17 protein-coding genes are annotated in these 20,918 nt (G+C 32.4%); 7 read left to right on the forward strand and 10 right to left on the reverse strand.

The window, feature by feature from the left end; translation table 11 throughout:
* Window positions 1–265 precede the first annotated feature (265 nt).
* From ACO05K_RS00005 to ACO05K_RS00020, 4 genes are all read right to left on the reverse strand, one after another.
* The gene (locus ACO05K_RS00005; RefSeq protein ID WP_421942421.1) at window positions 266–475 is read right to left on the reverse strand and encodes a DUF6804 family protein; all 210 of its coding nucleotides are present in this window, start codon (window positions 473–475) and stop codon (window positions 266–268) included.
* A 2-nt stretch (window positions 476–477) separates the two neighbouring features.
* Window positions 478–789 carry a hypothetical protein gene (locus tag ACO05K_RS00010; protein ID WP_421942422.1) on the reverse strand — a complete coding sequence of 104 codons (312 nt, stop codon included), beginning with the start codon at window positions 787–789 and terminating at the stop codon, window positions 478–480.
* Between the two features lie 5 nt (window positions 790–794).
* Window positions 795–1,004 carry a hypothetical protein gene (locus ACO05K_RS00015; protein WP_421942423.1) on the reverse strand — a complete coding sequence of 70 codons (210 nt, stop codon included), beginning with the start codon at window positions 1,002–1,004 and terminating at the stop codon, window positions 795–797.
* Between the two features lie 265 nt (window positions 1,005–1,269).
* Window positions 1,270–1,620, reverse strand: a complete 351-nt coding sequence (locus tag ACO05K_RS00020; protein WP_421942424.1) for a hypothetical protein — start codon at window positions 1,618–1,620, stop codon at window positions 1,270–1,272.
* 77 nt (window positions 1,621–1,697) lie between these two features.
* Here ACO05K_RS00020 and ACO05K_RS00025 point away from each other — a divergent pair, with 77 nt between their 5' ends.
* Entirely contained in the window at window positions 1,698–1,928 is a 231-nt protein-coding gene (locus tag ACO05K_RS00025) for a helix-turn-helix domain-containing protein (RefSeq protein ID WP_421942425.1), read from the forward strand.
* Window positions 1,929–2,005: 77 nt separating this feature from the next.
* Here the strand turns inward: ACO05K_RS00025 and ACO05K_RS00030 are convergent, their stop codons facing one another.
* The 4 genes from ACO05K_RS00030 to ACO05K_RS00045 form a co-directional block, all read right to left on the reverse strand.
* Window positions 2,006–2,227 (reverse strand): hypothetical protein, encoded by a 222-nt coding sequence (locus tag ACO05K_RS00030; RefSeq protein ID WP_421942426.1) that lies wholly within the window; start codon window positions 2,225–2,227, stop codon window positions 2,006–2,008.
* Window positions 2,228–2,279: 52 nt separating this feature from the next.
* A complete protein-coding gene (locus tag ACO05K_RS00035) occupies window positions 2,280–3,260 on the reverse strand; it encodes a DUF3871 family protein (protein WP_421942427.1) in 981 nt (326 codons plus the stop codon).
* On the reverse strand, window positions 3,235–4,104 hold the full coding sequence (locus ACO05K_RS00040; protein WP_421942428.1) for an AAA family ATPase: 870 nt from the start codon (window positions 4,102–4,104) through the stop codon (window positions 3,235–3,237). The genes ACO05K_RS00035 and ACO05K_RS00040 overlap by 26 nt, the downstream gene beginning before the upstream one ends.
* 75 nt (window positions 4,105–4,179) lie before the next feature.
* Window positions 4,180–4,506 (reverse strand): hypothetical protein, encoded by a 327-nt coding sequence (locus ACO05K_RS00045; RefSeq protein WP_421942429.1) that lies wholly within the window; start codon window positions 4,504–4,506, stop codon window positions 4,180–4,182.
* A gap of 446 nt (window positions 4,507–4,952) precedes the next feature.
* On the opposite strand from ACO05K_RS00045, the gene ACO05K_RS00050 reads away from it, so the two are divergent.
* From ACO05K_RS00050 to ACO05K_RS00060, 3 genes are all read left to right on the forward strand, one after another.
* Window positions 4,953–6,779, forward strand: coding sequence for a hypothetical protein (locus ACO05K_RS00050; RefSeq protein ID WP_421942430.1), 1,827 nt, complete (start codon window positions 4,953–4,955; stop codon window positions 6,777–6,779).
* 421 nt (window positions 6,780–7,200) lie between these two features.
* Window positions 7,201–10,299 carry an SIR2 family protein gene (locus ACO05K_RS00055; protein WP_421942431.1) on the forward strand — a complete coding sequence of 1,033 codons (3,099 nt, stop codon included), beginning with the start codon at window positions 7,201–7,203 and terminating at the stop codon, window positions 10,297–10,299.
* Between the two features lie 154 nt (window positions 10,300–10,453).
* The gene (locus ACO05K_RS00060; protein ID WP_421942432.1) at window positions 10,454–11,326 is read left to right on the forward strand and encodes a S1 family peptidase; all 873 of its coding nucleotides are present in this window, start codon (window positions 10,454–10,456) and stop codon (window positions 11,324–11,326) included.
* 35 nt (window positions 11,327–11,361) lie between these two features.
* Here ACO05K_RS00060 and ACO05K_RS00065 read toward each other — a convergent pair whose 3' ends face one another.
* On the reverse strand, window positions 11,362–12,486 hold the full coding sequence (locus ACO05K_RS00065) for a tyrosine-type recombinase/integrase (protein ID WP_421942433.1): 1,125 nt from the start codon (window positions 12,484–12,486) through the stop codon (window positions 11,362–11,364).
* Between the two features lie 321 nt (window positions 12,487–12,807).
* Between ACO05K_RS00065 and ACO05K_RS00070 the strand changes: the two genes are divergently transcribed.
* From ACO05K_RS00070 to ACO05K_RS00080, 3 genes are all read left to right on the forward strand, one after another.
* Window positions 12,808–13,188, forward strand: a complete 381-nt coding sequence (locus ACO05K_RS00070) for an START-like domain-containing protein (RefSeq protein WP_421942434.1) — start codon at window positions 12,808–12,810, stop codon at window positions 13,186–13,188.
* Window positions 13,189–13,217: 29 nt separating this feature from the next.
* Window positions 13,218–14,642, forward strand: coding sequence for an LptF/LptG family permease (locus ACO05K_RS00075; protein WP_421942435.1), 1,425 nt, complete (start codon window positions 13,218–13,220; stop codon window positions 14,640–14,642).
* A gap of 124 nt (window positions 14,643–14,766) precedes the next feature.
* On the forward strand, window positions 14,767–15,978 hold the full coding sequence (locus tag ACO05K_RS00080) for a bifunctional 3,4-dihydroxy-2-butanone-4-phosphate synthase/GTP cyclohydrolase II (protein WP_421942436.1): 1,212 nt from the start codon (window positions 14,767–14,769) through the stop codon (window positions 15,976–15,978).
* Window positions 15,979–16,487: 509 nt separating this feature from the next.
* Here the strand turns inward: ACO05K_RS00080 and ACO05K_RS00085 are convergent.
* A complete protein-coding gene (locus ACO05K_RS00085; RefSeq protein ID WP_421942437.1) occupies window positions 16,488–20,912 on the reverse strand; it encodes a translocation/assembly module TamB domain-containing protein in 4,425 nt (1,474 codons plus the stop codon).
* Window positions 20,913–20,918: the final 6 nt, after the last annotated feature.

The following is a 20,918-nucleotide window of genomic DNA, read 5'->3' on the forward strand; positions in this document are numbered from 1 at the left end:
TATATTAATTAGCTTTCTTGACAATCACTGTTGTTTACTGGTTAAAAATTGGATTATTTAATTAATTATTGAAAGTTTATAAATCATATAAAGAATTTCTAGTATTGTTGAAAATACGATTTTGGTTGTCGTTTATTATCTGTGCTGTCTCATCTGTGTCTCATTTAAATTTGTAGTTGCTGAGCTTAAAGAGCATATACAGTAAGTAAGCAATTACTACTAAATCAACTATAATCCACGATATTCTGCCAAAATACATTGGTCTTCAAATAGGCTGAAATACAAAGGCTACTCCAAGATATGAAAGCGTGATATTTGAGTTTTCTCCAAACGCCCTATTTGCTCTATAACACAAAATAACAAAACCAATTGCAACCAATGTCCTATTTAGAGTATAAACCCAATATGGAAACTTAAATAAGCATACAATTAAGATTAGAATTATTAGGATTTTAATTAATCTATCTATTTGCATGCCTAATCAATAAATGCTATTGGCATAACCTTAATGTATTTAAAATCACATTTAGGGCAGATTATATTATTGTCATTGGTTCTAATATCAAGTATCTTAAATCCCGTTTTCTTAGAAAACCATTTGCCTGTTTCAGCTTTGGTGTTGCAGTTAGGACAAAGTTTATTATTAGTAGTTGATAAGGTTTTACAAAAGCCACAACTTGCTAACTCTACATTTTTATCTTTTCTATAATGCTGAATTTTAGTTAAACCAACTGTAAGCTGTACTTGGTAATTACAGTTTGAGCAGGAGAACTTATATTTAGTTGCCATAAAGATTAGTCTTTAAAATACGTTAACAGGATACCAATAAGCAAAAACCCTGTAAATACTGCAGATATTCCTAAAAATAATTCAATAAAAACAATTAGTGAGGCTGGTTCTGGGGCAAGAAAAGTTCCTAAAGCTGATAGAATTAAGATTGTATAAAGAATACTTTTGTAGTTTTCTTTTAATAGCAGAAATATTTTTTTGATAATGTTTCTCATAACTAAATTATTTATCAGATGCTGAACGTCGAATGTTATCTGAAGTGGAAGATTTTAGTGAGCCTAATAAGGTATATAAAATGAGTCCTATTAGCGCAGAAAAACTGAAAGACCAAAATTCTCCAATTTTTGATTCTAGAAATTGGTTAGTTAGAACTATACAGACCGTAGGCAATAAGTAAATGCTTAGCATAAGAGCTAGAGATAAAATAGAGACTACAAATTGAAATACTAACTTAAAAAAATTCATGATTTTCATTTCAGGTTATAAGCTTGAAAAAAAATAATAAACAGGAAGTGCCAAAATTGCTATGACAATAAAAGGTGCATATTCATCATTTATCCATCTTTTACCTTTTAAAAATTTGTCGCTGTAGTAAATGATAATCCATCCTAGTAAGGTAAATAATCCCCAAATAGCTAATGATTTCCAGGCTGAGTCTAAATAGCTATTTGCAGTGCTTCCGTACTGAGTTAGAATAGTTTGATTTGGATAGTCTTTGATTAAAGATGAATATTTTAGAATAAGCTTAAATTCATTAAAGGTTAAGAATAGTCCAAATACGATTAATAGAAGTCCTAAAAGGTTTAAGGTATAAAAAAAGAATTTTTTCATAGTGAGTATTAATTTAAATTCAAATATAGGATATATCCTATAATATATTAGGTGATGTAATTGGAATTTAGCCCACTGTGGCTAATACTAGAAATCAAGATTATATTGTCGCTTTTGGGGCTCATTTGAGACGTATAAGAAAGCTTAAAGGGTTTTCTATGGAAAAGCTGGCTCAAGAAGCCGATATAGAGTATTCCCAAATTTCTGACATAGAATTAGCAAAAATAAATACTACGATATCTACAGTTTATGCAATCTCTAAAGCATTAAAAATAAGAGCATGTGAGTTGCTAGATTTTGACATTTAATTTTGTTTCATACTTTTTTAAATGCAATATCTGAATTAAGTATTTCTTCAGTTTACGGGTTACCGTAATTCAATTAATTAGTTGCCTAAAATCACAAAAGAGCTATATTCATAATATGTTCCATTAATCTTGTAGTAGATTTTTTCATCATTGCCTGCGGCTATTGCACTCACTGCTAAAATTTGACGAACATTATTAGTAACAGGAAAAGGGCAATAGAGCCTTTTAATTTGGCCTTGTCCATTGACAACCAGTAAACTTTTTTCATTCTCATACTTATAAAAATTTAAATTATCCATTGGCTAAGAAAATTTGTTATAAAATAGCCCATCCTAATTGACAGGCTATCTTTTAGTTAATAAACCAGTTACTTTGTTGTTTGGCTAAAGAGTCAGCAATACCATTAGTAAATGAAAATGCATTAAGACCTCTATCTAAAAACGTATCTATGTAGCTTGATTTGTTTGCTCCTGTGAAAAGGTTGTATAGCTTCCATGTACTAATACTTCCATCATCTTCTCTGCAAAAGGATTCATCGTGATAATAATCTTTAACTACGTTACTGATATGCGTGTCTCCAAAATTTAATTCCTGCAAATGCTTTTTATTTTGCAATGGTAAATGTTGGTACATTCTTGCTTTACCAATCAGCTGGGCAAACTGTTGTTCTGTTAAAGATTGCTTGGTTAGTTTTTTTAGCTGGTCTAAGTGCTGTTTAGCATTATAGCATTCAATCAGATTAAAAATAGCATCAGTAAGTTCGTCGATACCCCTAACCTTTAAATCAGCAAGTAAACCATCAGTAGAAATACACATATTGGTACAGACCTTATTTTGGAATCCAATAAAGATTTTAAATCTTTCATCAGAACCTTTTCTGCTGTGTAGGTTATCCAAATTGTATGCCTTTATACCTCCAATCGTTAAATTTAATCTATTACCGTTAATATCATCTGTAATTGACGGTATTTCAATCGCAAAAGCCATACGTTCATAGTAGATTGTTTTTTCTTCTTCCAACAACAAATGAGCAGGTTTCTCTTTAGCCTCTGGTATTCTGCCCTTGATTGGGTGGCTAACCCTTACACTTGGTTGTAATACAATTTCTTCTTTAAAAATGTGATTTGTAATATCAGAGGTTAGATTTATAAAATCTGCTTGACTTATTACAGGGTGATTATCTTTAACAAAAACAGGTATAAGGTGCTTATCCTTTATATCTTTTATGTTTGATTCTAATGTGTTGGCCACAATAAAAGGGCTTGAATTTAGTTGGTTTTCTTCTATAAAAGGAGAATCTGTATGATTATGAGTTAACTTTAAAACTTCCATCTTGATTAAATTTTGTAATTGTTAATGATTGGTTAATTTGTTGTAGTTTTTCTTTTTTGAGTGTAAATTCACTTGTTAGGATTTTTTGATATTGTGGATAAGCATTGAAGATGGTTAGAAGCTCATTTACTCCATTAGAAGAGTTAATAAGTAATTTAACATCATCTAGTTCACTTTTGCCTCTATTGCACCAATCTGAAATAAGTTCTCCATTTTCTGATGTGATTTGAAAATCAGGCTTGCCAACAAACAAATTGGTTCTATCTTTAGATGCAGTAGCTTGGTGATTAGCATTTATATCTAAAACCAAAGTGAACTCATAATCTACTCCGTCTCTCTGAACGGCTTTCAGTCCAACTTTTTCAGGTACATATTTGCCGTCTTTTTGATTGAGAACATAGTCCTGCTTAACCCTCATAGTAGATATTACATGGCAATCTGCCTTTAGGATAGCATTAATAAAGGCGTTTTGTCTAGGTGTTATCTTACTCCAATTTGTAAAGCTGTTACCGCTCATATTAGCATGCAGGTCAATCAAATAATCCCAACAATGACTAGTACTATCAATAATTATAACCTCTGCAAGAGCCTTTAAACACATCTGTAACGCTTCAATGTATTTCTCAGGTGTAAATGGTGCTTGAACATTTAGTACATTGTAATCGCCTAAATTGCTGTATAAATCGGCACTGTTATTTTCAGTATCAATAACAATAATCTTATTCCAGTCTTTACACAATCCATAAGCTATTAGCAGTGATGAATAAGTTTTACCGCTGCCTGATGCTCCTTGAACAGCCATTTTAATTTTAGCTTTTTTACGTTCAGCTTTTCTGATTTCCATTTGCTTAAAATTTTTTGCATAAAAAAGGACTATGGTTGAGTTATCATAATCCTTTCTAATTCTGTTGTTTCTCTCTTAGCTAAATACTGCCTGTTCAGCAGTTTGTTTCCCATTGGCAGAATACATATACCTGTAGTTAAGGGTTTTTACTTCTCCTGTTGCTTGTACAGTGTATTCATATTCATCTGTCTCAACTTTTAGAATTTCTCCTGTAAGTTCTTTTCCAATTAATGCTTTGCAAGTATTTTCATCAAAGGTTGATGACATTAACGTTTTCCTCATTGTGGCATAAGGTAAGCCTGTTGTTTCAGAGATAACAATTTCTACATCTCCCTGTAACTCAAGCAAGAGAAACTCTTTTTCATCTTTTTGCTTTTTTTGATAACCAGTTATTAAAACCATGATAATTTTTTTAGGTGAATAAATAATTTGAATTAGGCAGATACAAGGGGGTACAAGCATCGCAAACTTAGGTATGGGGGAGCGTTTAAAGCCACCGTTCAAGCTATTATTACATATATCTTTTGAGAAATAGAAAAAATTTTAATTTTGTTTATTTTTGTAATTCAGAATATTATTTGGAATTGTCGATTTTTTTTACTTATCTTTATATCTGGTTGAGGATATTTGATTTTTATACTTATTCTACCTGTCCAAAGTCTTTTGAATTTCTACTCAAAAGCAATAACATTTAACAGCACTGTATAATTCATATTGGAAGGGGATTTAGCTAATCCCTATTTCTTTCAATATATCTTAACTTTTTTTATTAAAAATCACACATTCTTTAATAAAGATTTTTTTCAAGAAAAGGTTAACAAAAAATCAGTGCGTCTAAAAAAAAATATATGAATTATAGTTATAAAATAAATAAAGAAGATTACATAGGTGCAGCATTTACCCATATTCCTGGGAATGCAATAATAAATAAAGGAAGATGTGGAATTGGTGGGACAACTATGGAATTAAAGGATGATCGAAACAGTATCATTGTAGTACCTAATACTCCAACGATAGAAAGTAAAAAGCAAGATTTTAAAAATATATGTGGGGTTTACGGTAACATCCAAATTCCTGAAATAGTTAAATACATTGAAGATAAAACAATCAGTGGGGAAAAACTTAAATTTATGAGCACCCCAGATAGCTTTTATAAGATAATTGAGGCTTCAAAAGTGATAAACTACAATATTAAGGATAAAGCTTTTTTACTAATGGATGAATCACATAGCGTGGTAACAGAAGGTAAATACAGAGAGAGAATAGCTAAGCCCTATGATTATTTTTTTGACTTTACTGAGAAGTCTATAATGTCTGCAACTCCGTACCATTGTTCCGATAGAAGATTTGAGAGTCTAAAAAAAATTGATATTGAATTTGATACCGTTTCAAATAATAGAATAAAGGTTGTCTTGAGTAATAACATTATATCTGCCTTAAAAACGGTAATTGAAAATGTCTTGAAGGATGGGAATAATGCCCATGTGTTTTATCAAAGCGTAGTGGGTTTTGTTGACCTAATTAATTTAATTGGAAATGAGCATGTCTCCATATTTTGTAGTGACAGTCAGGATAATAGAGAAAATTTAGGTGATTTTTCTGGTCTGATAGCTAATATAAAATCTAATCATGTTCCAAATAGTGTTAATCTCTATACCTCAAAATATAGTGAGGGTTGGGACTTACATGATAAGAATGCTGTTATAATATTAGTTTCAAACGTTTCTGATACGAAAACGTGCTTTAATATAGAAAATAAGGGAGTGCAGTCTATTGGCAGATTAAGAAATAGTACACCTAAAGCAATTATTCATATTACAAATACAAATAAATTAGAAGGAATGGAATTAGAGAGTAAAGAACGGATTGCAAGTCAAGTGAAACAAAATGCGGAGAGGATGATAAACTATTATAATGAAACTAATAATCTAGTTTTGTATCCCACTTGTAAACATGATTTTCTAACTTCACTTAAGCCTGTAGTAGAGAGTTATGCTAATTTTAATTATTCAGGAGATGTATTCTTAAATGATTTTAAATTAGATGCTGAAATAAATAAGACTTATTCTTTAGCACAGTATGTAAGTTCTTCATCTATTGTTAAAGCATGGTCTAATGTTGGATATGAAGCTGATGTTGAGGTTTGTGATGAAGTCTTTTCTACTAAAGAGAAACAGATACTTAACAGTATGAGAACAGCTAAGAAGGTTAAAAATAAAATTATTTTAAATAAAATACATGAAATTATCCAGTTACAAAAGTCTGCAAAAACAATCGGTAAGAACTACTTTGAATCTGCCGAAGAAGATAAATTACTGGACGCTAATCCTGAACTCGTAAAGCTTTATAATGCTTTAGGGTATGACAGAATGGTTGAACTTAAATTTAACTTGAAAGCGATGAAAGCGGAATCAATAATTAAGCTAAATACAGGCATAGAATTTTCAGCAGTAATTATGAAATTGTTGGATTTAAAATTCAATCCATTCAATTTTTATCCAAGTGCTATGGTAAAGGAGGAGTTTTCTAAAATTTACAGAGATTTGGGATTGCCAAAGACTGGTAAAGGTTCTGATATTTTAAAATATTATCATGCAGAAATTAAAACAAAATGGACAGGTAAAAAGGCTGAAAAGTGTTACCTTTTGAAGAACAAAAAGTATATAGTTAATTAAATAGTAGCAAAATTAGAGTACCGTTTAGCCTAAAACTAAGCGGTACTATTATTAAAATGGTTTGTAACGTCTATGAATTAAGCATAACTCGCTAAAAAACGACCGCAACCTCATAATCTTTTCCCACAGTTATTTCTATGCTGTTGTGAACTAGTGTATATTCACTTGTTTGTCGGTCTGTTCAACACTAAGTACTCTCTTCAATTACTAACAGCTGATAAATCCACTTATTAGTAAACTATCCTCTATCTCCATCACTAAATTCTAAACCAGCATGATTGGTGTTGAATAAATTAAAATAGTTTTCAAGCGGATGCATAAACCAAATTAGGTTATAACATTCAATATTCTTAACATAATTGTAAAGTTTCTTTTAAAATTAGTTCAGAACTACTAAATTGGAAAATAATTAACTCTCTTTATGGATTTAGACTATAACCTAATTGAAAATATTAAGGCTAAGAATGTTGTTTTATTTCTTGGCTCTGGTTTTGCATTTAATGCTAAGCACCCTCAAAACAAAAAGCCACCTTTAGGACAAGAATTGGCAAAATTGATTTCTGAATATTTTTTAAATGGTGAGTATAATAATGAACCACTAACCTTTGTTTCAGAAATGGCTATTAATGTATCCAACTTGTTTACTGTGCAGAAGTTTATAGCTGAACTTTTCCAAGACTTCTCCCCAAATGAGAATCATTTGAAATTTGCATCCTTACCATGGAAAGCAATTTTTACAACAAATTATGACTTGATTTTGGAAAAGGCGTATGCTGCAATCAAAGATAATGTTCAAGAAATTTCACCAGTATTTAGAAATACACCAGAACAGCAAATTTTCAAAAGCCCAACTAGTGTCCCATATTATAAATTACATGGATGTATAAGCTATATAAACGACATTAATCTTCCTCTAATCCTATCAACGGAGCAGTATGTAGACCATAAGGTCAACAGAGATAGATTATTCAGCAAGCTTTATGAATTAGCCATGGATTATTCTATTCTATTTATTGGGTACAGCAATCAAGATATAAACATAAGAACTATTTTAAAAGAAATTGAAAGTCTGAAAGATGCAAAGCCGAGATCTTATATGGTTAAACCATCGTTTAGGTCAGAAGAGATATCCTTTTGGGAAAATAAAAAAATCAAACCAATTTCTATGGGGCACGAGGATTTTATAAAAATAGTGGATTCAAAAATAACTCTAAATGACAGGAAATTAAGTAATTTAATTTTAGAAGTTGAAAGACCAATATATTCTAAATTTCAAGTTGATACTAATCAGCGTTCGCCTACTCAAAGTTTAATTAACTTATTGGATAGTGAAGTAGACTACGTACATAGTTCTATACCATCAAAAGAGACGCTACCTCAGCATTTTTATAAAGGTTTTTTTGAAAATTGGGATCCCATAATCAAAAACTTGGATGTTCAGCGTAGTGAAAAAGACAGATTATTGACGAATCTAATTTTTGAAGAAAAATATCAACAAAGTGAAAAAACATATTTTTTTGTATTGAAGGGGCATGCTGGTTCTGGAAAATCTGTGTTGCTGAAGAGGGTTGCTTGGGAATCAGCAGTTGAATTTGGTAAGATTTGCATATTCTTTAAAAATAATACTGTGCTTAGGCCAGAACCAATTTTAGAATTATTCAACTATGTTAAGGAACGTCTATATATCTTCATAGAAAATGCGAGTGAACATGAAGAGTCTATAATCGCGTTAATTAATATTGCAAATAAAGAAAAGATACCCCTGACAATTATCTCTTCTGAGAGGACTAATGTGTGGAATGAAGAACTTGTAATCAAAAATTATATTACCGATGCATACCCAATTTCATATCTTTCATCTCAAGAAATTGATAACCTAATTGAAAAATTGGAGAAGCATAACTCCTTGGGCTTTTTGGAAAATAAAAATAAAGCGCAGCGCAAGAAGGAATTATCAGAGAAAGCTGGAAGGGTACTGTTGGTAGCACTTTATGAAGCAACAGGTGGAAAAGCATTTGAAGAAATTATTTTAGACGAGTATAATCAAATCAGAGACGAGCAAGCAAAAGCTCTTTATTTAACAGTTTCTATATTGCACAGACTAGGCTCTGATGCAAGAGCGGGCTTAATAAGCCGGGTTCATGGGATTAATTTTAATGAATTTAAAGAAAGGCTTTATAAGCCTTTGGAATTGATTGTCTTTGATGAAAGAAATTATCTGATAAACGATTTCGTATATAAAACAAGGCATCCGTACATAGCTGAAATAATTTTTGAAACAGTATTAAAAACAGAGCAAGAAAGGTATGATGAATATGTAAGAATCTTGGGATACTTAAATATAGATTATTCAAGTGATTTGAATGCTTTTTTAGCAATGACGAACGCTAAAAAATTAATTGAAATTTTTAAAGATCCTATAAAAGTAAATAATCTATTTGACATCGCTTGCGACAATAATCCTGACGAGCCAAAATTGCTCCAGCAGCGTGCTGTCTATGAAATGAATTCTAAAGGAGGTAGCTTATTTACAGCCGAGAAATATCTAAAAGATGCATTGGAATTATTACCTAAAGATGTATCAATAACACATTCCTTAGCAGAAGTTGCTTTAAAAAAGGCTGAAAACACTTCAAGTAAGCTTGAAAGAAATAACTATTTATTGCAATCTAAATCATTATGCGAGAGTATTTTAAGAGGGAATAAGGATCAATCTTATACTTACCATACTCTTCTTAAAATTTTGATATTAAGGATGAAACATGCAATCTATGAGAACGATGATAAGTCTTTAGAAAGTAGGATAAAAGAAACGGAAAAATTGTTATCAGCTGTGAAGCAGCTTTTTCCGGATCAAGAATTTATTTTGGAAATAGAATCAAGATTTAATGAAATAATAGAAAATGAACCTAAAGCAATAAATCTATTGCACCAAGCTTGGGAATTAAATAAAGCTAGTCCTTACCTAGCTCTTAGGTATGCTAAAACACTTGAGAGGGCAAATGATATTGGCAGAGCATTACAGGTTCTCAAACATACAATTGAACTAGTGCCAAATGATAGAGACTTAAGCTATAAGTATGCCCAATATATCAGTTTGTTAGAACCAACAAATGAACATGATATTATTCACTATTACAGACGTTCATTCACCTTGGGTGATACAAGGTATGAAGCACAATTTTGGTATGCTCGTGCATTATATATCTTTAACAAAATTGAAAAAGCGAAAGAAATTTTTGATGTATTAAGTTTTGCCAGACTTAGCCCAGATAAAAAGCATGAAGTTAGAGGTGTAATTCAAAATAACAATAAAATACATGAGGTATTTAAAGGCTCTATTGTTAGGAAAGAATTAAACTTTGCTATAGTAAGAAGAGATACTTACGGGGACACTATTTTTATCAACAAAGGGCATTGCAAAGAATTGTGGGAGAGTGTTAAAAACAATGGAACAATTGCTTTTCACATCGGATTTAATTTTAAAGGGCCACTTGGTTTAGTCATAGCAGTACATTAAATTTTACATTTTATAAAGCAAATTAAAAAATGCCCCTTATTTCATACAACAGAACTTTCATTATATTTTTTAAGCCTATTTTGTCCGACTTTAGGTTAAATTTTGCCTTGTTATGGAAAGAGTTGTAGCTATGCATCATTAGAGAAAACATATTATGAAATGGATATCGCTACTAATTTTGATTTCAATCAAACTCAATGCTTTTTCACAGCTTGTACATTCTTCGGATTATTTAGTGAATAGCTCAATTAGGATAAACTGTCAAAAAATAATTACCAAAGATGGGAGAACTGATACTTTAGATATTAGTGGAACTGGATTTTATTTTTATTATTCTACTCCAAAAGGATACTTCCCAGTTATAGTATCTAACAAGCATCTAATTAATGGTATGAATAAACAGATACTTCAATTTAAACATGCTGACTCAATTGGAAATCCACTAGTAGGCTTATCTGAAAACGTTATTTTACAGAATCCAGAAACAAAATGGATGCTCCATCCTGACTCCGATGTAGATCTAGCTATCCTTCCAATAGGTGGATTGTTAAATAATTTTAAATCTAAAAACATTAGTATATACTTCAAGGGTTTTGATGAAACATTAATACCGAATGATTCTACTAAAAAATCGCTGATGGCTATTGAAGAGGTCTTGATGATAGGCTATCCATTTGGTTTAAGGGATGATATAAATGATTTACCTGTTGTTAGAAGAGGTTTAACAGCTACACCGTTTGATAAAGACTTTAATGGTAAGAAAATTTTCTTATGCGATATACCTGTTTATCCAGGTTCTAGTGGCTCTCCTGTTTTAATATATAATCCAACATCATTTAGCGCAAAGGATGGTAACATGTATTTGAAGTCAAGAATTATTTTACTTGGGATAAATTTTGCTACTTACACTAGAGATTTTACTGCCAAAATACTCCCAACAAGTACAATAGCAACTGCAATTCCATATAATATAGGAATAATAATAAAGTCTGAAAGGCTTTTAGATTTTAAGAAATTCATTAACTAGTATGTTTTTAAATTCAAAATAATTAGATAATTTAATTATAGAGTTGGTAAGACATTCCTTAATTCTTCATTGTTAGCCTCTCCAAGCCCTCTTAAATATTTAAGGGTTACAATCATATTTGAGTGTCCCAAAAGTTGTTGGAGTATATTTAAATCCTTTGTTCTTTTATATACTTGAACAGCCGCTGTATGCCTAAATGAATACAGCGTATGATTTTTTTGTATTAGATTAGATTTTAACATTTGAGTTTTGGCTCTTGACCATTGAGTTTTGAAATAGTCATCATTGAAAGCTTCTGATGTTAAAGTGAAAATATTTGCTTCAGCATTTGTAGTTTTATTTATTCTTTCTGCTAATTCTTTTTTCAAATATTCTGGAATAAAAACTGTTCTGATTCTGCCTGCTTTATTTTCAGATCCTGATAATTGAATTTGCCCTAAATCAGCCGATAAATGCTTACGTTTTAAAAGCCTTATTTCTTGATGGGGTCGCAACATGCATCCATAAGTTATTAATGCACATAAGTAAAGATTATAGTAATTTGCTTTTAAAAAGTTTAATACATTTTTAAGTTGTTCATCTTCGTAAACTTCATGAAGCTTCGCTTTGATTTTTTGTTTACCAGTTCTACTAATTGGGTTTTTTATTAGAATATTCTTTCTAACAAACTCTGAGAAGAAAATTGATAATGATGTTCGTTTGTTCATATAACTTCTTCCTGATGTTTTAAATTGATTTAGAAAACCATCAATTTCAGAAAATGGTAGTTCTTTAATATCTTTTTCTAAAATTGATTTAGGTAGGTAAGACAGAAATTGTTCGCATATTTTTTTCAAATCTCTTTTATAAAATTTACTATATGGTGAACTGATTTTTTCTGTTAGTACATCTCCAAATAGATCTCTTATTGAATTAATCTCTTGTGGTGTTTCAGTTCCATTTATAGGATTCCAACTATTATGAAGAGCTTTAGAGTAAGCGTTCTGAAGATTTATTAAAAGCTTATTTCTTTCTTTCAAAGTTTTAGCATGGTTTGGAAAAATGGTTACATTTATTTTGTTGCCGTTATAAAACTTGTAACGAATGTTATTGTAGTAGAAGTAAATGAAAGAGCGTGATTTTAAATCGTCATTAGTTGAAATTTGTGGTGCTGTGAACATAAATCAAATGAATTATGTAAACTTCAGTGATTGCTAATCATTACTAGACGGAAATTAATTATTTCTTAGTCTCATCTGTGTATCAAGATGATGAAATAATGTAAAATATTACGTTTCTAATGTTTAAATTAAGCTTTTGAAAGGGTTATGAATCCTGCGCTCTAACCATCTGAGCTACCCCGCCGGGTAAAAATATTTGCTTATATTATCAAATATTTAGGTGGTTATTTTTTGGAGTTGCAAATATAGAATAAATTACCTTTCTTTAGAAAAATAAAATAAAAAAAATAGTCCGGGATAATATTCTGGTAATGAATTAACATGGCAGAAAAGAAAAAATTTACGCTTGAGTACGAGGTTAAATCGTCGCCACGAATACTGTATAGCTTTATAAGTGAGCCAAATGGCTTATCTCAATGGTTTGCTGATGATGTAAATTTTCGCGATCAGGTTTATACATTTACCTGGGATGATGAGCAGTTAAAAGCTAAGCTGGTTTCGGTAAAAGAAAACAAATTAGTTAAGTTTAAGTGGTTAGATGATGAACCACAGTGCTACTTTGAAATGGAAATTGTGCAAGACGAACTAACCAACGATGTTGCATTAGCCATTACAGATTTTACAACAGACGACCTCCTTGCAGAAAAAAAATTAATCTGGGATAACCAAATTGATTATCTGATAAGTGTTTTGGGTGCATAAAATAAATATGCATTGTTTACCTTTGTAAGGTGAAAAAGATACATCTTCTAATTATAAAATCATTCATCAGGCCATTCATTGCAACATTTTTTGTAATGATGTTTATCCTTTTGATGTTTTTTCTTTTCAAATACGTTGATGATATCATTGGGAAAGGTTTCGAATGGTACACCATTCTGGAACTAATGTACTATCAATCGATGGTGCAAATTTCTATGGCACTACCACTTTCGGTTTTGCTTTCTTCCATCATGACTTTTGGAACACTCGGCGAAAACTACGAACTCGTTGCCATAAAATCTGCAGGCATTTCATTGAGAAAAGCGATGCAGCCTTTGTTAGTGCTTATCCTGATACTAACGGCTGGCTCATTTGTTTTTTCTAATTACATCTTGCCAAAAGCCAATCTTAAATTTTATTCATTGATGTTTGATGTCAGGAATAAAAAATTAGCCTTCTTAATTAAACCTGGTGTATTCAATAACAGCATTCCCGATTATTCCATCCGGGTAGATAGCAAAGATGAAGACGGTAAGATGTTCGGAATTATGATTTACGATCATAAAGGAACAAATGGCATTCCGAAAGTTATCTTAGCAAAAGAAGGTGAATTAAATAAATCCCCAGACGGAAAATACCTGATTTTCGACTTAAAAAACGGTGTAACCTACGAGGAACAGGCAAGTTCGAGTGGTGTTTATAATCCTCGGCAGATAATGTATAGAAGTCGTTTTAAGGAAACGCAGCCTAAGTTTGATATGGCTTCTTTTGATATGCAAAAAACTGAGGAAGGAAATTTTGGTAGCAATACCGTAATGCTGAATTTAAAAGGCATAGAAAGAAAACAAGATTCATTGACAAAAAAGATGGATACTTTAAACATTAACAGAGCCGTAACATTAGGTAATAATTTCAAACAGTCGAACATTGCCTTAGGTTACACTAAAGTGAAAATCGCTCCAAAAAAGATAGATAAAGATATTTTGAAAAATATTCCGAATGGATTTAGACTTCAAAGTGTTCAAAATGCTGCAAATATTGTCTCTACAATGAAACAAGGTTTAGATTATGGTGCGCCAGTGCAGGAAGATTTAAAGGGCGAAATTATCTTTACAAGTGTAGAGTATCAACGCAAGTTTACGCTTGCTGCCTCATGCATATTATTGTTTTTTATTGGTGCGCCATTGGGTGCAATTATTAGAAAAGGTGGAATGGGATTGCCCGTTGTAATAGCTGTAATCTTTTTCCTTATTTACCACATTATTACTACTGTTGCCGAAAAATCGGCCAGGGAAGGGAATTTAAATCCGGTATTTGGAATGTGGATTGCCTTTATCATACTAACACCTTTAGCTGTATTTTTAACCTACAAAGCTACTGTAGATTCGGCGCTGTTCGACGTGAATTACTACAAACAATTTTTTATAAAACTCCTCAGGATAAAGCAGAAATAAATCTATTATCATTTACTTCCAAATGATATATTCTTAATTATATTGCTTAATAAGGTTGTACCTTTGTATCAATCTATTCAAAGATTTAATTATCTGATGATAGGCAATTTGTACTTTACATAAAATGCAAACAAAATTAAACACCATACAAGAGGCTATTGAAGATATCAAAGCCGGTAAAGTTATCATCGTTGTTGATGATGAAGATAGAGAGAATGAAGGTGACTTTTTAACTGCTGCAGAAAATGCAACGCCTGAAGTCATTAATTTTATGGCTACATACGGGCGTGGCTTAATTTGCGCTCCATTAACTGAAGAACGTTGTGATGAGCTAAACCTAAATTTAATGGTTGGCAAAAATACAGCAGCTTATGAAACAAATTTTACGGTTTCAGTTGATTTAGTAGGGCATGGTTGCACAACCGGAATTTCTGCAAGCGACCGTTCTAAAACGATGCTTGCTTTAGCAAATCCAAATACAAATCCTGATGAATTAGGCAGACCTGGTCATATTTTCCCTTTAAGGGCAAAAGATGGTGGCGTAATCAGAAGAGCCGGACATACCGAAGCAGCTGTTGATTTAGCCAGACTGGCAGGTTTTAAACCCGCTGGTGTTTTGGTAGAAATACTAAAAGAAGATGGCGAAATGGCTCGCTTACCAGATTTGCTTAAAATTGCAGAACAACATCAGTTAAAAATTATTTCTATTGAGGATTTAATTGCTTACCGCTTAAGCATTGATAGTTTGGTAAAGCAGGAGGTGAGTATTGATTTACCAACTGCCTGGGGCGATTTCAAAATGACTGCTTATACGCAATTAGATAATAATGCAACGCATTTAGCAATATCAAAAGGAGAGTGGAATGAAGGCGAACCGATTCTAGCTCGTGTACATAGTTCTTGCGTAACTGGCGATATTTTTGGCTCTTGCCGTTGCGATTGCGGTCCGCAGTTACACAAAGCTTTAGAGATGATTGAGAAAGAGGGGAAAGGCGTTGTGGTTTACATGAATCAGGAAGGTCGTGGTATCGGACTTATCAATAAACTACGCTCGTATAATTTACAAGATGCTGGTTTTGATACCGTTGAAGCAAATATTAAATTAGGCTTTAAAGGTGATGAACGTGATTACGGTGTTGGTGCTCAAATTTTAAGACTACATGGCGTTACTAAAATGCGCTTAATGAGCAACAATCCAACTAAACGTGCCGGATTAATTGGTTACGGTTTAGAGGTTGTAGAAAATATTCCCATCGAAATTGAAAGTAATGTACATAACGAACGTTACTTGAAAACCAAAAGAGATAAAATGGGTCATTCCATTATGAAAGGGTAACTGTTTTTCGGTTGTCTGTTACGAGTTGTCAGTTACCTGTCTGGGTTCAACTGACAACTTTTTTATTGCGTTGTTTTTATTGCGTTGTCTGTTACGAGTTGTCAGCTACCTGTTTGGATCCAAATAGCGACTTTTTTATTACGTTGTTTTTATTGCGTTGTTCGTTGCGAGTTGTCAATTACCTGTTTGGGTTCAATTGACAAATTTTTTATTGCGTTGTCTGTTACGAGTTGTCAGCTACCTGTTTGGATCCAAATAGCGACTTTTTTATTACGTTGTTTTTATTGCGTTGTTCGTTGCGAGTTGTCAATTACCTGTTTGGGTTCAATTGACAAATTTTTTATTGTGTTGTCTGTTGCGAGTTGTCAGTTACCTGTTTGGATCCAATTAACAACTTTCTATTAAGCATCCAGCCCGGCAACCTATAACCCGTAACTGGTAACCATTTTTAAACACCCAGACCGGCAACCCGTAACTGGTAACAGAAAACAGATAACCGTCAACAGAAATTACTTCCTCGGATTATTTTTATTCTGATTTATAATCGCTTCCTTATTTATTGTGCGATTGGTTTTTACCGGCTGTTCGTTTTCTTTTTTACGCAGATTTCTTCTGTAAGCACCGGATAATTTTTGTAGAAATTCTTTAAACGTATCAAACTGCTGCGTGTAAACTAAACCAACTGATGTTACATTTGCGGTAGAACTGATACCACTGTTTAAGAAAATACTTTGCTGCGTTGGTGGCTTGTTTGCTAGTTTTCCGGTTAAGCTTCCATCTTTTCTAATTAAGAATAAAGCTTCAACCTCGCTACCAACATTGTTTTTAGAGAAATCGATTACCGTAAAATCATTTAAACTATTTCTATCTACAATACCTGCGTTAATAATTAATCTATCATTGAAGAACTTAAATGAAGCATTTGCCTCACTTAACGATTTTACGTTTAAATCGACAAAGTTGAGGTTTAACGATGATAATACATTATTGAACTGATTAAATACAAGCTCAGTCGCTGTACTTGAAACACTAGAACCTAACTGTTTACCGATTGATTCTCCACCGTTTCCGGGTGCAAAACTTCTTCTGATAATTAAACTAAAGGCCTGTAAGTTCAGGTTATTCTGGTCGCTGAAATATGTTTGAAGTTCTTCTTTAATGGCTGGCTGTGCAGGGAAATTAATATCAAGCTTAATATCCGGTTGTAAAAGTAAGCCGGTTAATCCCATTTCAACTTCTGTATTTACCCTTTGGTTTGCATTACTACTTGCATCTCTGTTGGCCGCTTTATAAAGTTCATTTAAGTTCGCCCGAAGTGCATAAACGGCTTTCAGGTTGATTTGTGCTGCGGTAGGATTTCCTGTCCACCTGATGGTTCCACCTTGCCTGATTTCAAATTTTTTGTTAATTACTTCTTGTGCGGTAAAATCAAAACTTCCGGTTTCGATAATGTAATCTCCAGACATTTCAAAATCGCCAAGGCTATTAATATTTAGATTCAGCTCGGCATTACCTTTTCCGCTTAAATTTCCTAAAGTTGTAAAAATGTTTGCGGTTGTATTCGGATCTATTGTAAGCTTAAATGTTAAGGTTAAACCATCAAAAGTTGTAACCTTTTTAACAACCTTTGCCGAATCTCTGCTAATGAAATTAATGAAATCTTTATCTGATACGGTTTCTGAACTATTTAGCGGAAGATTGAAAACAGTACCTTTTTCTGTTTTGGCCTTAATGTCAATCTTCATTTTACTTGTAGGGCCAGTGAATTTAAAAACACCTGTTCCATAAGCTTTTCCGAAATAAACCGAATTATCCTTAGAAGTGGTATTTAGTGCCATCAGGCTTTCTGCCTTAACCGTAACATTTAGTGTTGGGTCGTCAAGGTTATTTAAATCAACACTACCCTCAGCTGTAGCTTCATGTCCTTCTAAATCCTTTAGCTTGAAATCATCAAGTGTAATAATGCTGTTTTCTACATTTACCTTATCGCTAATTACATAAGTTGTTTTCAGGTAATTTACCATTAGCTGACCCTTGTCTAGTGAAAGCGTTCCGTTAATTTTTGGATCATCTAACTTCCCTTTAATGGTTAAATCTGATGAAACATTTCCTTTTAAGTTTGATACAAGTTTCTTAACAAATGGTTCGAAAATAGTCAGTTTACTTTCATCCATCTTCACATTTAAATCCAGTTCCTTTTCCTTTAAATCTACACCACCGGTAACCTTAAACGTTTCCGAATCATTAGCCATAATTCTGGTGTAAACATTTATTTTGTTACCCTCGTTAAACGAAGAAGTATCAGTAAGTGTACCGATGTAAATGTCATTGAAATTCAGAGAGTCAATTTTAATATCATCGCTAATTCTCGGTGCTTTTAAAATGCCGTATAAATTAGTTTTACCATTCACATTTCCGGCGAGTTTAACGCCAAAACCTCTGGTGAAGAAATTAATGGTTTTAAGGTTGAAGTCTTGAAAACCGACTTCCAATAAATCCTTCGGGTCTTCGGATATTAAACCATCAACTGTAATCTGTTGCTTATCGTTAGTTAAATCAAAGTTTTTAATTTCGGTTTTACCATTGTTTAAAACGATCCGAACCTTCTCCTGGATTCTCCATTCTTCGTTATTAATTTGTAGGATAGATGGAAGAATACTCAATCGGGCAGTGGTGTCCTGATTTTTAGTAAACTCAACAAGTCCGTTTAAGTCTAACTTATTAGCCTCATCAGCACTTGATGTTTTAATGTTGAAGGCTAAGCTATCGTTTCTTAAAATATTCGAAACGTTAAAATCTTTTACAAATAAGCTATCGTTAAGCTGAACCCTATCTGATGTTATATTGAGCTGAAGTTGTTGTGGAGTTGTATTTTCATCAATGATGATATTGTTTACAACAACGCCCTGATATTTTAAATTCTTGATAAATCCGTTTAGTGTTGCGGTGTTATTTCTCGAATCGAAATTGCCAATAAAGTTTGCACCTTCTGATAATTCCAGTCCCGGAGAAATCAATTGCGCTAAAGGTTCAAATCGTTTAACTTTTAAGTTGAATTGGAAAATCTGTTCTTTAAACTTTATAATTTGGGTTTGAAAAGATGGTATGTAAGTTTTTGCAATGGCTTTATAATAAGAGCCAATTGAATTTAAATCATACTTTCCATCGATACTGGCATCTAGAATATCTGATTTAATGGTTAAATGACGATCTACACCACTGCCATTTGCAGTCAACTCTACTGAATCGATGCTGTATGTTCCTTTCGGATTTTTCAGCACAATTTCCTGAATCCTCAATCTTCCTTCAATATTATTAAGGTCAGTTCCCGAAAAATTAGTGCTGAATTTTGCATCTACTCTTAGCGAATCTTTAATGAGTTTGAGGGCTTTTAGTCTTGCTCCTGTAATCGTGGCATTGAAATTAAATACCGGTAATTTGGGGTTCAGGTTTACGCCGCCATCAAAATCCAGTTTGATATTTCTATCGTTGATGGTTAATTTTCCGTCGAAATATTTTTTATCAAATGTGCCATTAATTTTAACGTTGCGATAGCGGTAATTGTTAAAATCAATGTAATCGATAGCACCGTCAATTTTCTCCGTAAGTTCTTTTAGTTCCGTTCCACGGCCTTTAACATATAGTGAAGATGATATCCTACCCAGACTTTTTTCATCTAAAAGGTTGCCGATATTAAAATCAAAAGTCTTAACATTTCCGGTGTAAGAAGGTACATCATTCTTGTCAATCTTCATGTTTACATCCGAAACAATGCGACCAAGTTTAGTCTTGAATTCTCCGTAAGCAATAAAATCATTTTGAAAACCAGTGAAACTACCATTGAAATTTATGTTTCCAAATTTGTTTACAATACTAGGAACCAGTTTTTTCTTCTTACCAGTGATGCCTGAAAGTACCTCATCCAGATCCGTTTTGTTTGTTCCAGCCATCTCGATTTTCAAATCCATAAAGGTTTCTTCCCACTTTGGTAAACCTTTAATCACAAAATCGCCTTTTATATGCGTTGCTTTTCCTGACCTAATAGATAATTTTTTGGCTTTAAGGTTATTTACTAAACCTGTTATCTGACCATCAACATCTAAATCCAGCTTCATTGTACTTAGCTCGGGAGCAAAATAGGCTACATCTTTTGAAGATATGTGGCTGTCTTTAAATAAAGCCTTCATCCTCACATTATCTATGTAATGATTGAAATCTTTAAAGCTCTTAAACTGCATCCTGTAATAATCAGTCAGTCTGCTTTGGTTGGTTACCAGCATTAATTTCTTAAGTTCAATTGCATTGGTATCAACAGTAGTTTCTGCGGTTAAGTTTTTCAAATAGAAACCGCTGCGCTCTCTCAAAGTCAGGTTTTTGATATTGGTTTTAAGAATATGATTTTTAGTATCTAAACCCTCAAGAATAACACTTAAGTTCTTTACATCAACGTTATCAAAGTTTACACTTTTACCTTGTATAGTATCTTTTGCTTTGTAGTTTTTGTATTTAAACGCCAGGTTATTAACAATGATTCTTCCGAAATCGATTTTATAGGGTTTCTTCTTTTTCTTTACAGTAACCTTACCATCATCAAAATAATTAATAATGAAATCGAGGTTAGAAGAATTATCTTTGAAATCTTTTAAGAAGAATTGTCCGTTATTCAGTTGGATGGTATTAATATCAATTATCCTTTTATCAATAGATAATTGATTGATATCGACCATCAAGGTTGGCGTACTTAAAAGGGTATCTTTTTGAAGGTCGAGCACCAACAATTCTTCAAGAACAATAGATTTAAAAGGCTTGATGTATAAGCTTTTTATAGAAACAGTAGTATTAAGCTCTTTTGATAAATACGCAGCTGCTTTTTTTGCAAAAAAAGTTTGAACAGGTTTAAACTGCAGAGAAAAAATAAGAAGCGCAAGCAGCACAAGTAT

The organism is Pedobacter sp. (assembly GCF_965227205.1).
In the GTDB taxonomy this organism is placed as follows: domain Bacteria; phylum Bacteroidota; class Bacteroidia; order Sphingobacteriales; family Sphingobacteriaceae; genus Pedobacter.

Bases quoted from the DNA above. Each gene is read 5' to 3' on its own strand.
- ACO05K_RS00005 (WP_421942421.1), bottom strand. From the start codon at position 475: ATGCAAATAGATAGATTAATTAAAATCCTAATAATTCTAATCTTAATT.
- ACO05K_RS00010 (WP_421942422.1), bottom strand. From the start codon at position 789: ATGGCAACTAAATATAAGTTCTCCTGCTCAAACTGTAATTACCAAGTA.
- ACO05K_RS00015 (WP_421942423.1), bottom strand. From the start codon at position 1,004: ATGAGAAACATTATCAAAAAAATATTTCTGCTATTAAAAGAAAACTAC.
- ACO05K_RS00020 (WP_421942424.1), bottom strand. From the start codon at position 1,620: ATGAAAAAATTCTTTTTTTATACCTTAAACCTTTTAGGACTTCTATTA.
- ACO05K_RS00030 (WP_421942426.1), bottom strand. From the start codon at position 2,227: ATGGATAATTTAAATTTTTATAAGTATGAGAATGAAAAAAGTTTACTG.
- ACO05K_RS00035 (WP_421942427.1), bottom strand. From the start codon at position 3,260: ATGGAAGTTTTAAAGTTAACTCATAATCATACAGATTCTCCTTTTATA.
- ACO05K_RS00040 (WP_421942428.1), bottom strand. From the start codon at position 4,104: ATGGAAATCAGAAAAGCTGAACGTAAAAAAGCTAAAATTAAAATGGCT.
- ACO05K_RS00045 (WP_421942429.1), bottom strand. From the start codon at position 4,506: ATGGTTTTAATAACTGGTTATCAAAAAAAGCAAAAAGATGAAAAAGAG.
- ACO05K_RS00050 (WP_421942430.1), top strand. From the start codon at position 4,953: ATGAATTATAGTTATAAAATAAATAAAGAAGATTACATAGGTGCAGCA.
- ACO05K_RS00055 (WP_421942431.1), top strand. From the start codon at position 7,201: ATGGATTTAGACTATAACCTAATTGAAAATATTAAGGCTAAGAATGTT.
- ACO05K_RS00060 (WP_421942432.1), top strand. From the start codon at position 10,454: ATGAAATGGATATCGCTACTAATTTTGATTTCAATCAAACTCAATGCT.
- ACO05K_RS00065 (WP_421942433.1), bottom strand. From the start codon at position 12,486: ATGTTCACAGCACCACAAATTTCAACTAATGACGATTTAAAATCACGC.
- ACO05K_RS00070 (WP_421942434.1), top strand. From the start codon at position 12,808: ATGGCAGAAAAGAAAAAATTTACGCTTGAGTACGAGGTTAAATCGTCG.
- ACO05K_RS00080 (WP_421942436.1), top strand. From the start codon at position 14,767: ATGCAAACAAAATTAAACACCATACAAGAGGCTATTGAAGATATCAAA.